This is a genomic window from Flagellimonas oceani (genome assembly GCF_011068285.1).
Classification (GTDB): domain Bacteria; phylum Bacteroidota; class Bacteroidia; order Flavobacteriales; family Flavobacteriaceae; genus Flagellimonas; species Flagellimonas oceani.
Window position 1 is genome coordinate 3169247 of the sequence record NZ_CP049616.1, and the last position, 17445, is coordinate 3186691.

Below are 17445 nucleotides of genomic sequence, written 5' to 3' on the forward strand. Positions count from 1 at the left end.
GAAATGACTAATTAAAACACCTTCGCCACCGCCTCGATCGTCCTATCCAAATCGGCATAGCTGAGGGCATCGTTTAAAAAGTAGCTTTCAAAAGCGGAGGGCGGCAAGTACACCCCGTTCTCCAACATCCCGTGGAAATATTTCTTAAAAGTATCGTTGTTGCCCATTGCCGAGCTGGCAAAATCCATCACGGGCTCGTCCGTAAAGTGTACGGAGATCATACTGCCATAGCGGTTGATCTGGTGTGTTACGCCTTTTTTGGTCAGTACCGTGGCAATGCCCTTGTGCAAATACTCCGTTTTTTCGGCCAAACTGGTGAAAATTTCAGGTTGGTCGTTCAGGGCGGTGAGCATGGCCAGTCCGGCACTCATCGCCAAAGGGTTTCCGCTCAAGGTACCCGCTTGGTACACGGGCCCTTCGGGCGCCAAATGTGACATGATCTCGGCCCGGGCCGCAAACGCACCTACGGGCAGTCCGCCCCCGATCACTTTCCCGAACATCACAATATCGGCATCAATGCCCAAGGCTTCCTGTGCGCCTCCTTTACCAAGGCGAAAGCCGGTCATCACCTCATCGAACAGCAATAAAATACCTTCTTGGGTACAGATGTCGCGTAATCCTTGTATAAATTCATCCTTGGGGATAATACAGCCCATGTTCCCCGCTACGGGTTCCAAAATAATCGCTGCAATCTCACCTTTATTGGCCTCCACCAAGGCTTTTACGCCTTCCAAATCGTTATAATCGGCCAACAGCGTATCCTTGGCCGTGCCCTGCGTTACTCCTGGGCTGTTGGGACTGCCAAAGGTAACGGCACCACTCCCCGCTTGTATCAAAAAAGAGTCGGAGTGGCCGTGGTAGCAACCCGCAAATTTGATGATCTTCTCCTTGCCCGTGTACCCGCGCGCAAGGCGCACCGCACTCATACAGGCTTCGGTACCGCTGTTCACAAAACGTATCTTGTCAATGTTCGGCACCATGGACACCGCCAGTTTGGCGATTTCGGTCTCGATTTCGGTGGGCGTTCCAAAGGAAGTTCCCTTTTTGGCCTTCTCGATCACGGCATTGATCACCGGTTCGTACGCATGGCCCAAAATAAGCGGTCCCCACGAAGCAATGTAGTCGATAAGTTGGTTGCCGTCCTCATCGTACAGGTAGGCCCCTTTCGCCTCCTTGATAAAAATAGGGTCGCCCCCTACCGCTTTAAATGCGCGTACTGGTGAATTTACGCCTCCGGGGATATATTTTTTGGCCTCTGCGAACAGGGCGCTGCTTCGTTGGTAGATCATAATATGCTTTTATTCATGCCGTCATGCTGCGGAACAGCATTCCTGCCGCAAAGGTAATGAGGATAAAACGTTTTGGGAAATGGAAAATAGTGAAGTGATGTGGTGTGCCGCAAAAAACGAGTTGCGTCAATTCGAGTGGTCCACTTTTGTGGATCGTATCGAGAATCGGCAACCGCGAATCAGTTCTCGATACATCTTGACCAAAGGTCAAGCCACTCGAACTGACAAGTTGCTTTCTTATGTATCATAACGCTGGAACACAAGACCCTTCGACTACCCACCTACAGCAAGAAGGTGACCAGGGCTTAAATAAAATGTCACATCGAATTCGACTTGCACTACGCAAAGGTGTTTTGAATGGAAAATCGTGAAGTGATGTGGTGTATCGCAAAAACAAGTTGCGTCAATTCGAGTGATCCACTTTAGTGGATCGTATCGAGAATCGGCAACCGCGAATCAGTTCTCGATACATCTTGACCAAAGGTCAAGCCACTCGAACTGACAAGTTGCTTTCTTATATATCATAACGCTGGAACACAAGACCCTTCGACTACCCACCTACCGCAGGAAGGTGACCAGCGCTCAAATAAAATGTCACATCGAATTCGACTTGCACTACGCAAAGGTGTTTTGAATGGAAAATCGTGAAGTGAGGTGGTGTGCCGCAAAAACAAGTTGCGTCAATTCGAGTGATTCACTTTAGTGGATCGTATCGAGAATCAGCAACCGCGAATCAGTTCTCGATACATCTTGACCAAAGGTCAAGCCACTCGAACCGCCAAATCTTAAAGTACGAAGAGTAACTACCAATTGATTTTCATCGAAGCATCCAGCAAACTACTGCGACACCCTTATGTTGAGCACTTGCCCAATGGAAATGATGTTATCGTTCAGATTATTGAGGCGGCGAAGCTCGTCCACCGAAATATCGTAACGTCTGGATATGCCATAAAGCGTATCGCCCTTTTCCACGGTATGGGTGAACACATCGTATTGTTTGGGTTGGCGGACCGTGGACAGACCGGTATCTACCACCGCTTCGTCATATTCGTGCAGGTTGTAGCGCTCGATAATGGCTATCAATTTTTCCGGGTATTTTCGGTCGGTGGCGTAGCCTGCCTGTCGCAAGCCGTGTGCCCATCGCTTATAATCGTCCCGGCGGTAATTGAACAAAAACGCGTAGCGTGAACGGGTGGATAAAAATATACTGTGATCACGGAAGGAGTACATCGGGTGGTTGTACTTCCGGAAACATTCCCCTTTTGCATCGTCATCATGAAAATCAAACTCGCCTTGCCAACCGGTGTGACATTTAATCCCAAAATGGTTGTTGGTCTTTAAGGTGAGTTCGCCGCGACCGGAGCCACTTTCCAAAATGCCCTGCGCCAAAGTAATACTGGCGGGAATGCCAAAAGCACGCATTTCGTACTGGGCAATTTCTGCAAAATTATCAATATAATCCTCGGTATCCGAAATCGGGAAACGTTCAAAGCGTCCAGTATCTTCCGGCATGGGGAACAGGTCGCGAGCCTCTTCGGTATCTAGGTCATTTGCGGGTTTCGCGGTCGGTTTTTCCGTCCGTACCACAACGGGAGCCCCCTTTTTTTGAGTCGACCTCCTTTTTTTGGCGCCACAGCTCGAGAGCAAAAGTGCCACAATCAATACATATCCTATTCGCCTGATCATACGTTCAATAACGGTAAATTTTTCTTTTTCAGTATACGGTTCATCCCTTTAATTCCCTGTAAACCACCTGTATGGATGGCCAAAATTTGGGTTCCGGGTGCAAATACATCCTTTTTTACAAGGTCAAAAATACCAAAAAGCATTTTTCCCGTGTAAATCGGGTCCAGGGGCACCCCTGTTTTATCCTTAAAGAGGTTGATGAAATCAATCAACGGTTGGTCCACTTTGGCGTAACCCCCAAAATGATAGTCGGTTACGAGTTTCCAACGGTCGTTATGGACAAATGTACGAATCTCTTCGGTTAAAAAATCGCCCTTTAACGCAGGGAACCCCAAAACGGTTTGATGCGGTTGTGCGGCATTGATCAATCCGGCTACCGTGCCGCCGGTTCCGACGGCGCAACAAATGTAATCGAAGACGGTATCTTCCTCCGTCAATATCTCTTCACACCCCTTTATCGCCAATGCATTGGTTCCCCCTTCGGGCAAAACATATACATCACCGTAGGTTTCTTTTAATTTTTGAAGAAATGATGCTTCATTTTTGAGTCGATAATCGGTCCGGGACACAAAATGGAACTGCATGCCATGCTCATGGGCCAGCGTTAAGGTAGAATTGTCCTGCCAATTATCTTGTAGTTCTTCACCACGAATCACCCCGACGGTTTTTAGTTCTTGTTCATGTCCAGCATAGGCCGTCGCGGCAATATGGTTGGAGAACGCCCCACCAAAGGTGAGCAATGTTTTTTTACCTGCTTTTTTGGCTTCAAGCAGGTTGTGTTTGAGCTTTCGGTATTTGTTCCCCGATATCAACGGGTGGATGGTATCCTCTCTTTTTAAATAGAGTTCAACGCCCTTTTCGCGCAAAAGGGGCATATCAATATGCTCGTTGGGTATGTTCAATCCAGAAAATTAACGGGTCAGATACTGCAAAAATCCAAAAAATCTACGTTTGGAAAGATACTGCATATCCTTTTCATTGGCATAGGCCTCACGTTCAAAACTGATGTTCTGGTAGGCACGGTAACTATCCAAATAAAGTACCGTACGGAAAAGCCACTCCGAAATATAGAGGATGTAAAACGGCAAGATCAACAGTTCACGCTGTTGCTTTAGATGGATGCGCTCGTGGTTGATGAGCACTTCATCGGTCTTAAGGGAATCCTCTTTCAATATAATGAAAGGCCACAGTGACAGGCCCACATAATTTTTATAGAAGAAATGTTTAAAGACTAATATCACCCGCTCGTTATCAATAGGTTTGCAACAAATATAACTTCAAAATAGCCCGAAAATTTGACCCGATTGAAAATAAGATTAACATTTTCGGTGAATAACGTGTATGGAAAAGGTTAAAACCTTCGTCCTTTTCTCTTGAAAACCTTAAATTTAGATAGCAAAATCAGTGCCGTACATGAAAGAACGCATTCCCTTGGAGGAGGGTGACTATTACTTATCGGAACAAGGGTACCGGGTGTTTACGGAAAAATATCATCTAAAACGCGGATATTGCTGTGAAAGCGGCTGCCGACATTGTCCGTATGGATATAATTCCAAAACAAACATTCAAAATTAGGTGTTCGGCATAATATTTGTGACTTAAATGATTACATCTCAAGAATTTAAAAAAACGTACTATGAAAAGATTACAACACTTAGCTCTTATTGCCTTCTCCTTTGGTTTACTGGCATCCTGTACCTCTGTTAGGGTAGTTTCAGATTACGACCAAAAGGCCAATTTTAATACCTACCAAAGCTATGCTTTTTACAAAACGGGCATAGACAAGGCCCAAATCTCGGATTTGGACAAGAAAAGAATTTTAAGGGCCATTGAGGCTGAATTAGGTTCCCGAGGATTCGTAAAATCCGACAACCCAGATGTATTGATCAGCATTTTCACCAAAGAGCGCGAGCGCGTGGATGTCTACAACAACTACGGTTGGGGCTGGGGCGGTTTTTATAGCCCATGGGCCTGGGGTCCCGGTTGGGGCTGGGGCTGGGGAGGCGGCAACAATGTGAGCACCCGCACCGAAGGCTCTTTGTACATCGACGTTATCGATGCCGACAAGAAGGAATTGGTTTGGCAAGGACGAGGCGTAGGCACCCTGAACAACACCAGCAACATCGAAAAGAAAGAACAGCGTATCAAAGAATTTGTGGCGCAGATTTTGGAAGAGTACCCACCGCAAATGACCGTGGCCTCCAATTAAACATACAGACCGCCCAATGGGCGGTTTTTTTTGCCCTTAACTTTCCTTAAGAGAATTTCCATTCCCTATTTCGTATCTTTAATTCGCACAAAAATTAACGTATGAGCTACGAATCCAATCCTATACTTGATAAATTGCCCAAGCACCTCAAGCAATTCATAAAACCACAGAATTATGAGGAGTACACCGCCATTAACCAAGCGGTTTGGCGCTATGTGATGCGAAAAAACGTGGATTACCTCAGCCAAGTGGCCCACAAATCCTATGTGGACGGACTTAAAAAAACAGGGATTTCCATAGACCATATCCCCAATATGTACGGCATGAACCGCATCCTAAAAGAAATTGGTTGGGCTGCCGTTGCGGTGGATGGTTTTATTCCGCCCTCTGCTTTTATGGAGTTCCAGGCATACAATGTTTTGGTCATCGCATCGGATATCCGTCAGCTCGAAAATATCGAATACACCCCTGCCCCCGACATTATTCACGAAGGGGCCGGACATGCTCCCATCATCGCGAATCCGGAATACGCAGAATACCTGCGCAGGTTCGGTGAGATTGGCTGCAAGGCCATTTCCAGCGCCAAGGATTATGAACTCTATAACGCAGTGCGCCATCTTTCCATTATCAAGGAAGCGAACGGTACACCTCAAAATGAAATCGAAGAGGCCGAAAAACATATCGAGCACCTTCAACAAAATATGGGTGAGCCCAGCGAAATGGCGTTGATACGAAACTTACATTGGTGGACCGTGGAATACGGTTTGATAGGCACTGTGGACAACCCAAAAATTTACGGGGCCGGACTACTTTCATCCATCGGGGAAAGTGCTTGGTGCATGACGGACAAAGTGAAGAAGATTCCGTATTCCATTGAGGCGGCACGTACCGAATTTGACATCACCAAACCGCAACCACAACTCTTTGTAACGCCTGATTTTGCCTTTTTGAGTCAGGTTTTGGAAGATTTTGCGAACACCATGGCGGTTCGCACAGGTGGTCTGTCCGGTATCAAAAAATTGATCAATTCCAAAGCCTTGGGCACCATCGAATTGAGCACGGGGCTACAAATTTCCGGGGAGTTCAGCAATGTAATCGAGAACGATGGCAAGCCCATTTATATTCAGACCACTGGCGCAACTGCTTTAGCGTACCGTGAAAAAGAATTGGTAGGTCATAGCATCGCCCATCATTCAGAAGGCTTTGGTTCCCCGATCGGAAAATTAAAGGGCATCAACATAGCCATCGAGGATATGGGGCCGCGTGATCTGAAGGCCTATAAAATTTATGAAGGTGAACAGATTGCCCTGGAGTTCGAAGGCGGCATCAAAGTGGAAGGAACCATAATCACGGGTACTCGCAATCTAATGGGGAAAATCATTTTGATCACATTTGAAAATTGTACGGTTACACACCAAGATAAAATTTTGTTCCGACCCGAATGGGGCTTGTACCACATGGCCGTGGGGCAACACATTGTTTCCGCCTACAACGGACCCGCAGACCTGCACAGTTTTGACTTGATCACACACCAGATTACGGAAAGCACCATCAAATCGAAAAAGGACGAAAAAAGTGCACAATTAGAACTTTTCTACGAGCAAATACGTCATTTCAGGGAAGGAAAGAACACTACCGTTTCCAGAAACAAAGTATTCCAAGCCCTCAAAAAGAATCATCCTAAAGACTGGTTATTGTCCGTGGAGCTTTATGAACTGGCCAAACAGGACAATAATGAGGAGTTCCAACAAGAAATTTTGAACCATTTGGAACACATTAAAAGGGACAACCCCAAAGTGGGGCATTTAATTGATGACGGCCTGCAATTGGTAGATGCGACATTGGTAAGTTAAATCCGTTATTTTAGGCATGACGGCCTAATCCAAAAAAGTTTTCAATTGCTCCGAATTTTCAACCGGAGTGTTGTTGTACACCAAAGTCCAACCCATGGAATTGGTCAAGACCAATATCCGGGACAGTTCGCTCACGAGCCTGTTTTCGGCATTGGAACGCAGCGAGGAAGCCTCTATTTTTTTCATCAAAGAGGCGTTTACATTCCTTTTGATGGCGTTGTAGTCACCAGCATTGAATTGGTTTAGATAATCCGCCGTAACATCGTAATATTCAAAATCGGGACTGATCTTGATTTCGGGTTCCGGAATTTGGGTAATGGTCAATACCTTGTTCTCTTCGTCCACATCATAATTTATTTTGGAAAGGTCGTAGGCAATCGTCACGTCGGCATTCACGACCACCAACGCCTTTTTATGGGCGGTGACCAATGGGCCGAAGAGTTCCTTGGAATCTTTATAATTGTACACCTCGGCAAAATGCCCTTCGGTGACCACTAATTTGGATACATTGCGTAGTTCTTGCTGGATCAGCATTGAACTTTCTTCTAAAATTGATTTTTGTTCACGGTCATCGGCGCACGATTTGTAGATCAAAACCGAGGCCAACGCTATTACCGCTCCAACTAATATTCTCTTCATTTATTCAAATTTCATAAAAGGAAACCTTTCTTGAAGATACGTAATTTTTGCACGGAGCGATGTTTTGAACTTTTGATGCGCCTCGGAATCGGGGTTGAACGGTCGGTGCAACAACCCTTTTTGAAGGGTATCCACTTCATCCATTACAACGGATGCATTTCCCGAAATCCAAACGGATTTGAAGCGTTCCCAAACGTAATCCACGGCCAATGGGTTCGGGTGCACCATATCCTCCTTATAAAAACGATAGTCGCGCAACTCGTCCATCATTAATTCATACGATGGAAAATAGGACCCACCGTGTCCATTTATTGTTTGATGTAGGGCGGCAAACAGATGCGATTTGCTCCGTTGGTTTTCCACAAATCCATCTTTGATATGACGAACGGGCGAAATAGTGAAGATCATTTGTGCCTTCGGATTCAGCCTTTGGACCAAGGCAATCACGTTTTGAAGGCTCGACTCGATTTCCGTTACGCTCAATAGTTTTTTAGTAAACCGCTTCTGCGGAACCTTATGGCAATTGGCCACCGTTCTACCTGATGCACTGTGCTCATAGACCCATGCTGTTCCCAAGGTGATGATGATATGGGAAGAAGTTTCCAAGGCTGTTTTCGTATCTTTCAGGCGCTGATTGAGAAGATGTAATAGTTCTTTTGAAGACGCCGAACGCAAATCGGAATGCGCATCAAAACAGCGCCAAATACCATCTTGTTCAAAAATTTCCTCTTGCTGATAGGTTTGTCCGGCAATGGCCCTTTGAATCAAATTTTCAATGGCCAAGGGATGGAACAATATCCCAAAGGGATTTTGCACTTGCCGGAACTTGAAATAGTCGAGCTTTGCGCCCATGTTTTCCACAAAACAAGACCCCAAAAGCACCAACTTGCTTTGATAATCGATGGGATTATGGCTGGGCTTTAAAGATATTTTGGTTTGTAGTTCCATTTGATTTGATAACAATGTCTGTTCGATTTTATGGTGGTTTCGACTCCGCTCAACCACCAAAAAATCACCAATCTTAGGCAGGCAAAATTACTCAGGAATTCCACTCGAATTGACGGCTTTTGGCATCTGAAGTCTTCAGCCGAGTTATTTAAAATAATCCTTCACTTTCTCCAACGCCTCTGGAATTCCGGCAGGGTTTTTACCACCCGCTGTGGCAAAGAACGGCTGTCCACCGCCACCACCTTGGATGTATTTGCCCAGTTCACGGACAATGGTTCCTGCGTTCAGGTCTTTCTCGGCAACCAAATCCTTGGAAATGTAGCAGGACAACACCGCCTTTCCATCATTTTCCGAAGCCAGCAACAGGAACAAGTTATCTACCTGCCCGCCCATTTCGAAGGCAAGATCCTTGATGCCACCTGCATCCAAATCCACTTTTTTGGCCAAGAATTTAGCACCGCCCAAATCTTCCAGTTCAGCGATCAGTTCATTTTTGAGTCCCTTCGCCTTATCCTTCAACAATTGCTCCACCTGCTTTTTAAGTGCAGCATTCTCTTCTTGCAAACTGGCAACCGATTTTACAGGATCTTGAGAATTCTTCAACATATCCTTGATCTCAAAAAGCATACGGTTGTTGTTGAAGTAAAACTCTTTTACCGCATCGGAAGTAATGGCCTCTATCCTTCGAATTCCAGCAGCAACAGCTCCTTCGGAGACGATTTTAAAGTGCCAGATATCGGCCGTGTTCTTTACATGGGTGCCGCCGCAAAGTTCAATGGATTGCCCAAAGCGAATGGTTCGCACAGTATCGCCATATTTTTCACCAAAAAGTGCCATGGCACCTTGCTCCATCGCTTCTTTCATGGGCACATTACGACTTTCTTCCAAAGGAAGGTGTCCATCGATACGAGCGTTCACAAAGTTTTCAACTTCCCTAAGTTCCTCGGTCGTCAATTTTGAAAAGTGGGAGAAATCAAATCGTAAATATTTGGAATGTACGGCAGAGCCCTTCTGTTCTACATGGGCTCCCAAAACCTCTCGCAATGCCTGGTGCAGTAAATGCGTTGCGGTATGGTTGCACTCCGTTCTCCATCGTTGTTTTTCGTCGACAACCGCTTTAAATGTTCCCGAAACCTCTTTGGGCAACGATTTCGCGAAGTGGACAATCTCGTTGTTCTCCCGTTTGGTATCCACGATATAGGTTACATCGCCATTGGGTGCTTCCAAATAACCCTTGTCCCCTACCTGTCCGCCGCCTTCGGCATAGAACGGGGTCAAATTGAAGACCAGTTGGTATTGGTCGCCCTCTTTTTTACTGGTTACTTTACGATATTTTACCAGTTTCACACTAGCTTCCAAACTATCGTAGCCGATAAACTCTTGTTCGGTATCGTTCATCAGGATGTTCCAGTCGTCCTTGGACACTTCGGATGCTGCTCGGGAACGGTCTTTTTGTGCTTTTAATGCCTTTTCGAACCCTTCTGTATCCAACCGGTATCCTTTTTCCTCCAAGATCAAGGCGGTCAAATCTATCGGGAACCCGAAGGTATCGTAAAGTTCAAAAGCCTTATCCCCTGCAATGGTTTTGTCCTTGGATGATTTTATCACGGAATCCAACAACACCAAACCTTGCTCCAAGGTGCTCAAGAATGAGCTTTCCTCTTCTTTGATGACGTTCTCTATCAATTGATGTTGTTCCTTCAGCTCTGGGAAAGCCTTGCCCATCTGTTCGCTCAACGCTTTCACCAAACGGTAGATAAACGGCTTGTTGGTATCCAAAAAAGTGAATCCATAGCGAATGGCGCGACGTAAAATCCTTCGGATAACGTAACCTGCACCCGTGTTGCTCGGCAATTGCCCATCGGCAATGGAAAACGCCACGGCACGCACGTGATCGGAAATTACCCGGATGGCAATATCGGTTTCTTCGTCCTTGCCATACTTTTTTCCTGTAATGGTTTCCACCTCACGGATCAGCGGGGTAAACACATCGGTGTCGTAATTGGATTGCTTGCCTTGAAGCACCATGCAAAGCCGTTCAAAACCCATACCGGTATCGATATGCTTTTCTGGAAGCGGCTCCAAACTGCCGTTGGCCTTACGGTTGAACTGCATAAAAACCAAGTTCCAAATCTCCACCACTTGCGGATGATCTTGGTTCACCAATGAAGCGCCATCCACCTTTGCCTTGTCTTCTTTGGAACGAATGTCCACATGAATCTCGGAACAGGGTCCGCAGGGGCCTTGATCGCCCATTTCCCAAAAATTGTCCTTTTTGTTCCCTTTAATGATTCTGTTCTCGGGCACAATGGCTTTCCAAAGGTCGTAGGCTTCTTGGTCTAAGGGCAAACCATCCTCTTCGCTACCTTCAAACACAGAAACATACAGACTGTCCTTATCAATTTTATATACCTCGGTAAGCAATTCCCATGCCCACGCAATGGCTTCTTTTTTAAAGTAATCCCCAATGCTCCAGTTCCCCAACATCTCGAACATGGTGTGGTGGTACGTATCCTTCCCCACTTCTTCAAGATCGTTGTGCTTACCGCTCACCCTTAAACACTTTTGGGTGTCTGTAAGGCGTTTGTTCTTGGCTACGGAATTCCCCAAAAAGTACTCCTTGAACTGGTTCATACCGGCATTGGTGAACATCAGGGTAGGGTCGTCCTTCATCACCATGGGTGCAGATGGTACAATTTTGTGGTTCTTTTCTTTGAAAAAGTTTAAAAACTGGTTTCTAACTTCTTGGGATGTCATTGAATTCCTAGGGTTTTCTTAAATTTAACAGTTTAAGCAAAACAATTTTTATATTTGTTTGTTCTGATTAAAATGAGTGAGCAAAAATAGGATAAAATCCATTCATGTCTAAAGTAAAGTACTATTACGATCCGGATACACTTTCGTACCGAAAGATCGAGCCGAAGAAATCCAAACGATACAGGAATATTTTCTTGTTCTTGTTGGGTTCCGCGCTGTTCGGTTTCCTTGGACTCATTATTCTTTTGAATACAAGATGGGTAAACACGCCCAAAGAACTTTCCTTGGAACGCGAAGTTCGCAATTATGAACTCCAATACGATATCCTCAACAGGAAAATGGACCAATTGGAACAGGTTTTGGCCAACATTGAGGAGCGGGACAACAATATCTACCGACTTTATTTTGAGGCCAACCCCATACCTGAGGAACAACGAAGAGCCGGTTTTGGCGGTGTTAACCGATACAAAGATCTTGAAGGCTTCAACAACTCAGAAATTATTATCGATGCCACCCAACGGTTGGACATCATCCAAAAACAAATGGTGATCCAATCCAAATCCTTGGACGAAATTGCCAAGTTGGCCGAAGAAAAAGAAAAACTTTTGGCATCCATTCCTGCAATTCAGCCTGTAAGCAACGAAGATCTTACCCGAATGGCCTCTGGTTATGGTTGGCGTTCCGACCCATTTACCAAAGCACGTAAAATGCACTGGGGAATGGACTTTACCGCTCCGCGGGGCTCACCCATATATGCCACCGGCGATGGAAAGGTCGTCCGTGCGGACAACAGATCTTCCGGTTATGGAAAGCATGTACGTATTGACCATGGTTATGGGTACATTTCGTTGTACGGCCACATGAGCAAGTACAATGTTACCGTGGGCCAAAAAGTAAAAAGGGGCGACCTTATCGGCTTTGTGGGCAGTACGGGACGTTCCCAAGCGCCCCACGTACACTATGAGGTGTTCAAAGACGGGGAACGTATCAATCCTATCAACTTCTACTACGGAAGTTTATCTGCCGAAGAGTTTGACAACATGCTCCGATTGGCCAACCAAGAGAACCAATCACTGGATTAATGCACATAGATCTGCCCGAAAAACGATATTATGGCATTGGCGAAGTGGCCAAAGCCTTTGGGGTAAACACCTCTCTGATTCGTTTTTGGGAGAAGGAGTTTGATGTGCTCCAACCCAAGAAAAATGCCAAGGGCAATCGTAAATTCACGCCCCAGGATATCCAAAACCTTCAATTGATCTATCATTTGGTGAAGGAACGCGGATTTACTTTGGAAGGTGCAAAAACCCATTTAAAGGAAGAGAAACAAAAGACGCTTAGCAATTTCGAGGTCATTCAAAAACTGCAAAAAGTAAAGGCAGAACTCCTCAAAATAAAAGATCAACTGTAAACACTTTAACCAATAAGAAATGAAAAAAGGTATCATAGCCATTATTGTCCTAGGGATTTTAGGGGTAATCATTGTGGGTTGGTATGTTAGGACCAACAACAACCTTATCAATATGAAAGGACAGGCCACCAAACAGTGGGCCAACGTGGAGAGCTCTTACCAACGTAGAAGCGATTTGATAGGCAACTTGGTAAAAACCGTTCAGGGCGCAGCCGATTTTGAGCGCGAAACCCTTTCCGATGTTATTGAGGCCAGGGCAAAGGCCACCTCAACAAACATTTATGCAAACAACCTTACGCCAGAGCAATTGGCGGAATTCCAGCAGGCGCAAACAGGTCTTTCATCCGCACTTTCAAGGTTGTTGGTTACCGTGGAGCGATATCCCGATCTGAAAGCAAGTCAAAACTTTTTGGAACTGCAATCGCAATTGGAGGGCAACGAAAACAGAATCAATGTGGAGCGTAACCGTTTCAATGATTTGGCGGGTGAATACAATATCAAAATCCAACAGATCCCTACCAACATTGTTGCGAGTATTGGAAATTTTGATTCCATGCCATTGTTTAAATCCGATGCCGGTTCGGAAAACGCACCCGATGTAAACTTCGAATTTGATTAAATTATGTCGCAGGTAGAAGAGTTTTTGACTGCTGAAGAAGAAACCGATATTGTAAATGCCATTGTTGAAGCCGAAAACAATACTTCCGGCGAAATACGGGTGCACATTGAAGGATCTTCAAAAATTGACCACTTTAGCAGGGCCCAACAGGTGTTCCATTTTCTGAAGATGGACAACACCAAAGAGGGCAATGGCGTATTGCTCTACGTTGCCGTGGACGATAAAAAATTTGTCATCTATGGTGGTGAGGGCATTGACAGGGCCGTTTCCAAAGGCTTTTGGGACACCACAAAGGATGTGATCGCTTCCCACTTTAAAAAAGGAAATTTTAAACAAGGTATCGTTGAAGGCATTTTGATGGCCGGCAAGGAATTGCAGACCCATTTTCCATGGCAACATAACGATACCAACGAACTGAACGATGCAATATCCAAAGGCTAGTTTTTTACTGTTTTTTTTATGTGTTTCCATAGCTTGGGGTCAGTTTAGCATACCCGAAAAACCCAAAAAGCAAACCAGTGTTTATGATTATGTGAACCTATTGTCGCCTTCGCAAAGCAATGCCTTGGAACAAAAATTGGTTCGGTATTCCGATAGTACCTCGACCCAGATTGTTATTGCGGTCATAAGTTCCACCGAAGGTGAGGACATCAACTTTTTGGGTGCGCAATGGGGACAAAAGTGGGGCATTGGGCAAGCGGACAAGGACAACGGTGTACTGGTGCTATTGGCTAGGGACGACCGCAGAATTGCCATCAACACGGGATATGGTGTAGAAGGCAGACTCACCGACCTAATGTCGAGACGTATAATAGAAACAGTGATCATTCCCGAATTTAAGAAAGGAGATTATTATAGTGGTCTTGACAAAGGTTCTGATGCTATTTTTAAAGTATTGACGGGCGAGTTTACCGAGGACCGGACTTTTGGCAACGGTAAAAAATTCCCGATAGATGCACTTTTTCCGATAATCATATTTTTTGTCATCATCATTATTCTTTGGAGCCGAAAAAATAAAGGCGGCGGCAATGGTGGCCGCGGAGGTCGAAGTCCCAATATCTGGGACATGATCATTTTGAGCAATATGGGGCGTAGCTCTGGCTCTTCCGGTGGATTTGGCAGCGGAGGCGGATTTAGCGGCGGAGGATTTGGTGGTGGCTTCGGTGGAGGCGGATTTGGCGGGGGCGGTGCCTCTGGAGGGTGGTAGTCATCCTCCTTTTTTTTACAATCTCATAAATCTCCCACCTCTTTTTTCCGGTGCTCCTTTTCCACCAAACGAATCGAATTTGATGGTCAAACTGCCCATAAAGTAACGTCGGAGCGCGGTGCCCTGAAAATCTTGGATAAAATCCTGACCCGTAGTCCTACGGGTATTTATGTTTTGGTTCAACAAGTCGTAGGCCAACACCTTTAACGTTGCCTTCTTTTTGAACATTTGTACGCCCAGGCTCATGTTCCAAAATATGGCATCCTTATCAAAACCTGCACCGAGGTTGCCATTGTAGCTATAGGTAATATCATTCCCCCAGACCAAATTTTCCGGCCAATAAGAGGTGAGTTTAAAAGAAAGGTTGTGCGTGGTAAAATCAACATCTTCCACATTGTCCAAATTGTATCGCGTAGCGTTAACGGCCAACGTGTACTCGGGCTCAATCTCCAGCATTTCCTTGTAGTTGAACAATAGTCCCGCACTGGGCCTTATAGCAAAGGAATTTGACTCCAATTGGGCTCCATTGGTAAAACCTACCTGCTTGTTAATGCTTGCATTGGGCCTAAAGGTGAGTTTTAAGGTATAAAGACTGTCCTTTTTAATCTGTTTTGAGTAATTGATGCCCATCGCCGCATTGTAATTGCCCTTTACATTTTGGTAAGTCGTCGTTCTGATGAAGTCTTCATCCGTTGTAGTGCTAGATACTATCCTATCCTCATTTATGTCTAAACTGGACCAAAAGAAAATCCCGGTTCTTTCCCTCCAATTGTAGTTATTGAAATTCAAATAAAAATTATGGTTTATCTGCGGGTCCAAATTGGGGTTTCCTTGAACAATGTTCAATGGATTGCTCACGTTTAGCACTGGCTGCATTTGGTTTATAGACGGTACCTGCAATTGGGACCGGTACATAAAACTCATCCTTTTGTTATTCCCCAAATCGTAGTTGGCGTAAGAACTTAGAAGCAGGTTGCTATAGTCCTTGGAAAACGATGTTTCCTGTATAAAATCCTCGTTTTCCAACCTATTGCCCTCTAAACGCGCCCTAAGGTTAAACCTCAACTTTTTACCATTGGAGCCAACGCCCACCTCGGGAACGTGTTTGTTCACTTTAAAGTCAAAATCGGAACTTAGGGCCATGTTATAGATATATTCACCTGTGAGCTCATCAAAATCTGAAACCGTTCTTTGGTTCTGCTGTTCGTTTTTCTCGTAACTATATCTAAAATCCAAATACAGTTCCTTGTTCAACGGCTGTCTGTAGGATGCCCCCAGTTCGTAATTATCATTGGAATTATCTATCAAGGTCCTTTGATTTAAAAGTACTTGGCTGGGGTCATCGCCATAAATATTTCTTTCTGAATTGAGAGAAGTCTCGGAATCGCTCACCCGGTTATCATTATTAAAGTACACACGGACATATTTTCCCAATGTATCCAGTCGTTTCATGATCTCCAACCTATTGCCAAAATTTCGCTGGAAACCATCGGTAACTTGTAAAGATGTATTATCGTTGATCAAATTACCGTCCTCGTCCGTGGAAATGGTATTTTCCGAGTTGGACGAATTGGTGTTGTTCACACTTAAATTGGGCTGTACGGTAATCCTTGTGGTCTTGTTTATATCAAACTCTAAATTTGCCGCCGCTTGGTTGGATATGGTCCCACCTACAAAACTGCTCTCGGTATCGGTAAAAAAACTTCCATCGGGCAGTATATTTTCGCGGGAGGTCCGCTCATCATTATAAGAATCGCTGTAGGCATAAAAATAATTGCCATCCACCTTGTATTTCCCTTTATCCTGATTGGCATAGCTCCCTCCAATGGTAGAAGAAGTGACGATACCTTCGCCAAAACCGAACGACATATCTCCAATGGAAAATGCTCCATTTCTGTTGAACCGTACTCCGCCACCTCTAGAGTTGCCCACCATTTCATAAATCTCATCGAAGGAAAAACCGGGATTATTGATGTTGTTGCTGCTGCCCAGAACACTTATTCGTTCCGTATCGTTGAAATAGTTGAGCAGGCCGTTTGCCTGATACCTATCATCCGTACCATAACCGCCGGACAACCTCCCCATATAACCCTTGTTCTTATCCTCTTTTAAGGTTAGATTGATGGTTTTGGTCTCGCCATTGCCAGATTCTCCGATAAATTCCTGTTCCTTGGTCTTGGTGTCCGTGATCTGTATTTTGCTGATCACATCCTTGGACAAGGATTTTGTGGCCACTTTGGGGTCGGTACTAAAAAAAACCTGACCGTTTACGAGAACTTGGTTCACTTCCTTTCCGTTCACCGTAATAGTTCCATCACTGGCCACTTCCACTCCCGGAAGCTTTTTCAGCACATCCTCTACGGTGGCATCTGGTCTAGTTTTAAAGGAATCGGCGTTGAATTCAAGTGTATCCTTCTTAACGGTTATCGGAACGCGTTCACCTACTAGATCAATACCATCCAGTTCCTGTACCCGTTCATCCATTTTAATGGTACCTATCTCCATCACAGGTTCCAAGGTCACTTCACGCGTTTGAGGTGTAAAGCCATTGCTGGAAAAAGCCAGTCTTGCTTTCTTATAAGCTGTTCTTCCCTCCAAGGCAAAAATCCCTTCGGAATTGGTTATGGTATAGGTGATCAAAGTACTATCCCTCAATGTTTCTGCATAAATAGTGGCCGCCTCAATCGGAGAGCCCGTTGCGGCATCCACAATTTTACCTTTTACCAAAAAATCCTGAGCTTGAACGGAAGAGAACGAAAAAAATAATAAAATCAGAACGAAGTGAATGTAATTTTTTCTCAATTTGAATCTGTCTTGTTTGGTTACT

At 45.0% G+C, this 17445-nt stretch carries 16 protein-coding genes; 8 read left to right on the top strand and 8 right to left on the bottom strand.

Annotation, left to right across the window (positions count from 1 at the left end; translation table 11 throughout):
- Window positions 1-11: 11 nt before the first annotated feature.
- From hemL to GVT53_RS14455, 4 genes are all read right to left on the bottom strand, one after another.
- On the bottom strand, window positions 12-1289 hold the full coding sequence (gene hemL, locus GVT53_RS14440) for a glutamate-1-semialdehyde 2,1-aminomutase (protein WP_166249208.1): 1278 nt from the start codon (window positions 1287-1289) through the stop codon (window positions 12-14).
- Between the two features lie 837 nt (window positions 1290-2126).
- Complete coding sequence (locus GVT53_RS14445; RefSeq protein WP_166249209.1) at window positions 2127-2975, bottom strand: glucosaminidase domain-containing protein; 849 nt, start codon at window positions 2973-2975, stop codon at window positions 2127-2129.
- Entirely contained in the window at window positions 2972-3877 is a 906-nt protein-coding gene (locus GVT53_RS14450; protein WP_166249210.1) for a 1-aminocyclopropane-1-carboxylate deaminase/D-cysteine desulfhydrase, read from the bottom strand. Before GVT53_RS14450 ends, GVT53_RS14445 begins: the two co-directional genes overlap by 4 nt.
- A 9-nt stretch (window positions 3878-3886) precedes the next feature.
- Window positions 3887-4216 carry a hypothetical protein gene (locus GVT53_RS14455; RefSeq protein ID WP_166249211.1) on the bottom strand — a complete coding sequence of 110 codons (330 nt, stop codon included), beginning with the start codon at window positions 4214-4216 and terminating at the stop codon, window positions 3887-3889.
- 172 nt (window positions 4217-4388) lie between these two features.
- On the opposite strand from GVT53_RS14455, the gene GVT53_RS14460 reads away from it, so the two are divergent.
- The 3 genes from GVT53_RS14460 (at window position 4389) to GVT53_RS14470 (ending at window position 7037) form a co-directional block, all read left to right on the top strand.
- A complete protein-coding gene (locus tag GVT53_RS14460) occupies window positions 4389-4550 on the top strand; it encodes a DUF5522 domain-containing protein (protein WP_166249212.1) in 162 nt (53 codons plus the stop codon).
- Window positions 4551-4611: 61 nt separating this feature from the next.
- Window positions 4612-5184, top strand: coding sequence for a DUF4136 domain-containing protein (locus GVT53_RS14465; RefSeq protein ID WP_166249213.1), 573 nt, complete (start codon window positions 4612-4614; stop codon window positions 5182-5184).
- 101 nt (window positions 5185-5285) lie between these two features.
- Entirely contained in the window at window positions 5286-7037 is a 1752-nt protein-coding gene (locus GVT53_RS14470) for an aromatic amino acid hydroxylase (RefSeq protein WP_166249214.1), read from the top strand.
- A gap of 24 nt (window positions 7038-7061) precedes the next feature.
- On the opposite strand, the gene GVT53_RS14475 is transcribed toward GVT53_RS14470, so the two are convergent.
- The 3 genes from GVT53_RS14475 to alaS form a co-directional block, all read right to left on the bottom strand.
- Window positions 7062-7676, bottom strand: a complete 615-nt coding sequence (locus GVT53_RS14475) for a DUF4230 domain-containing protein (RefSeq protein ID WP_166249215.1) — start codon at window positions 7674-7676, stop codon at window positions 7062-7064.
- Window positions 7677-8624 carry a GSCFA domain-containing protein gene (locus GVT53_RS14480; protein WP_166249216.1) on the bottom strand — a complete coding sequence of 316 codons (948 nt, stop codon included), beginning with the start codon at window positions 8622-8624 and terminating at the stop codon, window positions 7677-7679.
- A 144-nt stretch (window positions 8625-8768) separates the two neighbouring features.
- Window positions 8769-11381 (bottom strand): alanine--tRNA ligase, encoded by a 2613-nt coding sequence (alaS, locus tag GVT53_RS14485; protein ID WP_166249217.1) that lies wholly within the window; start codon window positions 11379-11381, stop codon window positions 8769-8771.
- A gap of 104 nt (window positions 11382-11485) precedes the next feature.
- On the opposite strand from alaS, the gene GVT53_RS14490 reads away from it, so the two are divergent.
- From GVT53_RS14490 to GVT53_RS14510, 5 genes are read left to right on the top strand one after another with little or no spacing between them, the layout of a single operon-like run.
- On the top strand, window positions 11486-12463 hold the full coding sequence (locus tag GVT53_RS14490; RefSeq protein WP_166249218.1) for a M23 family metallopeptidase: 978 nt from the start codon (window positions 11486-11488) through the stop codon (window positions 12461-12463).
- Window positions 12463-12792 (top strand): MerR family transcriptional regulator, encoded by a 330-nt coding sequence (locus GVT53_RS14495; protein WP_108246890.1) that lies wholly within the window; start codon window positions 12463-12465, stop codon window positions 12790-12792. The genes GVT53_RS14490 and GVT53_RS14495 overlap by 1 nt, the downstream gene beginning before the upstream one ends.
- A gap of 19 nt (window positions 12793-12811) precedes the next feature.
- Entirely contained in the window at window positions 12812-13411 is a 600-nt protein-coding gene (locus tag GVT53_RS14500) for a LemA family protein (protein WP_166249219.1), read from the top strand.
- 3 nt (window positions 13412-13414) lie between these two features.
- Window positions 13415-13852 carry a TPM domain-containing protein gene (locus tag GVT53_RS14505; protein WP_166249220.1) on the top strand — a complete coding sequence of 146 codons (438 nt, stop codon included), beginning with the start codon at window positions 13415-13417 and terminating at the stop codon, window positions 13850-13852.
- On the top strand, window positions 13833-14618 hold the full coding sequence (locus GVT53_RS14510) for a TPM domain-containing protein (RefSeq protein ID WP_166249221.1): 786 nt from the start codon (window positions 13833-13835) through the stop codon (window positions 14616-14618). The genes GVT53_RS14505 and GVT53_RS14510 overlap by 20 nt, the downstream gene beginning before the upstream one ends.
- Window positions 14619-14633: 15 nt before the next feature.
- On the opposite strand, the gene GVT53_RS14515 is transcribed toward GVT53_RS14510, so the two are convergent.
- On the bottom strand, window positions 14634-17420 hold the full coding sequence (locus GVT53_RS14515; protein WP_166249222.1) for an outer membrane beta-barrel protein: 2787 nt from the start codon (window positions 17418-17420) through the stop codon (window positions 14634-14636).
- Window positions 17421-17445: the final 25 nt, after the last annotated feature.

Coding starts and splice junctions, on each gene's coding strand:
- GVT53_RS14490 (WP_166249218.1), top strand. CDS start 11,486: ATGTCTAAAGTAAAGTACTATTACGATCCGGATACACTTTCGTACCGA.
- GVT53_RS14495 (WP_108246890.1), top strand. CDS start 12,463: ATGCACATAGATCTGCCCGAAAAACGATATTATGGCATTGGCGAAGTG.
- GVT53_RS14510 (WP_166249221.1), top strand. CDS start 13,833: ATGCAATATCCAAAGGCTAGTTTTTTACTGTTTTTTTTATGTGTTTCC.
- GVT53_RS14500 (WP_166249219.1), top strand. CDS start 12,812: ATGAAAAAAGGTATCATAGCCATTATTGTCCTAGGGATTTTAGGGGTA.
- alaS (WP_166249217.1), bottom strand. CDS start 11,381: ATGACATCCCAAGAAGTTAGAAACCAGTTTTTAAACTTTTTCAAAGAA.
- GVT53_RS14475 (WP_166249215.1), bottom strand. CDS start 7,676: ATGAAGAGAATATTAGTTGGAGCGGTAATAGCGTTGGCCTCGGTTTTG.
- GVT53_RS14480 (WP_166249216.1), bottom strand. CDS start 8,624: ATGGAACTACAAACCAAAATATCTTTAAAGCCCAGCCATAATCCCATC.
- GVT53_RS14470 (WP_166249214.1), top strand. CDS start 5,286: ATGAGCTACGAATCCAATCCTATACTTGATAAATTGCCCAAGCACCTC.
- GVT53_RS14465 (WP_166249213.1), top strand. CDS start 4,612: ATGAAAAGATTACAACACTTAGCTCTTATTGCCTTCTCCTTTGGTTTA.
- GVT53_RS14505 (WP_166249220.1), top strand. CDS start 13,415: ATGTCGCAGGTAGAAGAGTTTTTGACTGCTGAAGAAGAAACCGATATT.
- GVT53_RS14445 (WP_166249209.1), bottom strand. CDS start 2,975: ATGATCAGGCGAATAGGATATGTATTGATTGTGGCACTTTTGCTCTCG.
- GVT53_RS14460 (WP_166249212.1), top strand. CDS start 4,389: ATGAAAGAACGCATTCCCTTGGAGGAGGGTGACTATTACTTATCGGAA.
- hemL (WP_166249208.1), bottom strand. CDS start 1,289: ATGATCTACCAACGAAGCAGCGCCCTGTTCGCAGAGGCCAAAAAATAT.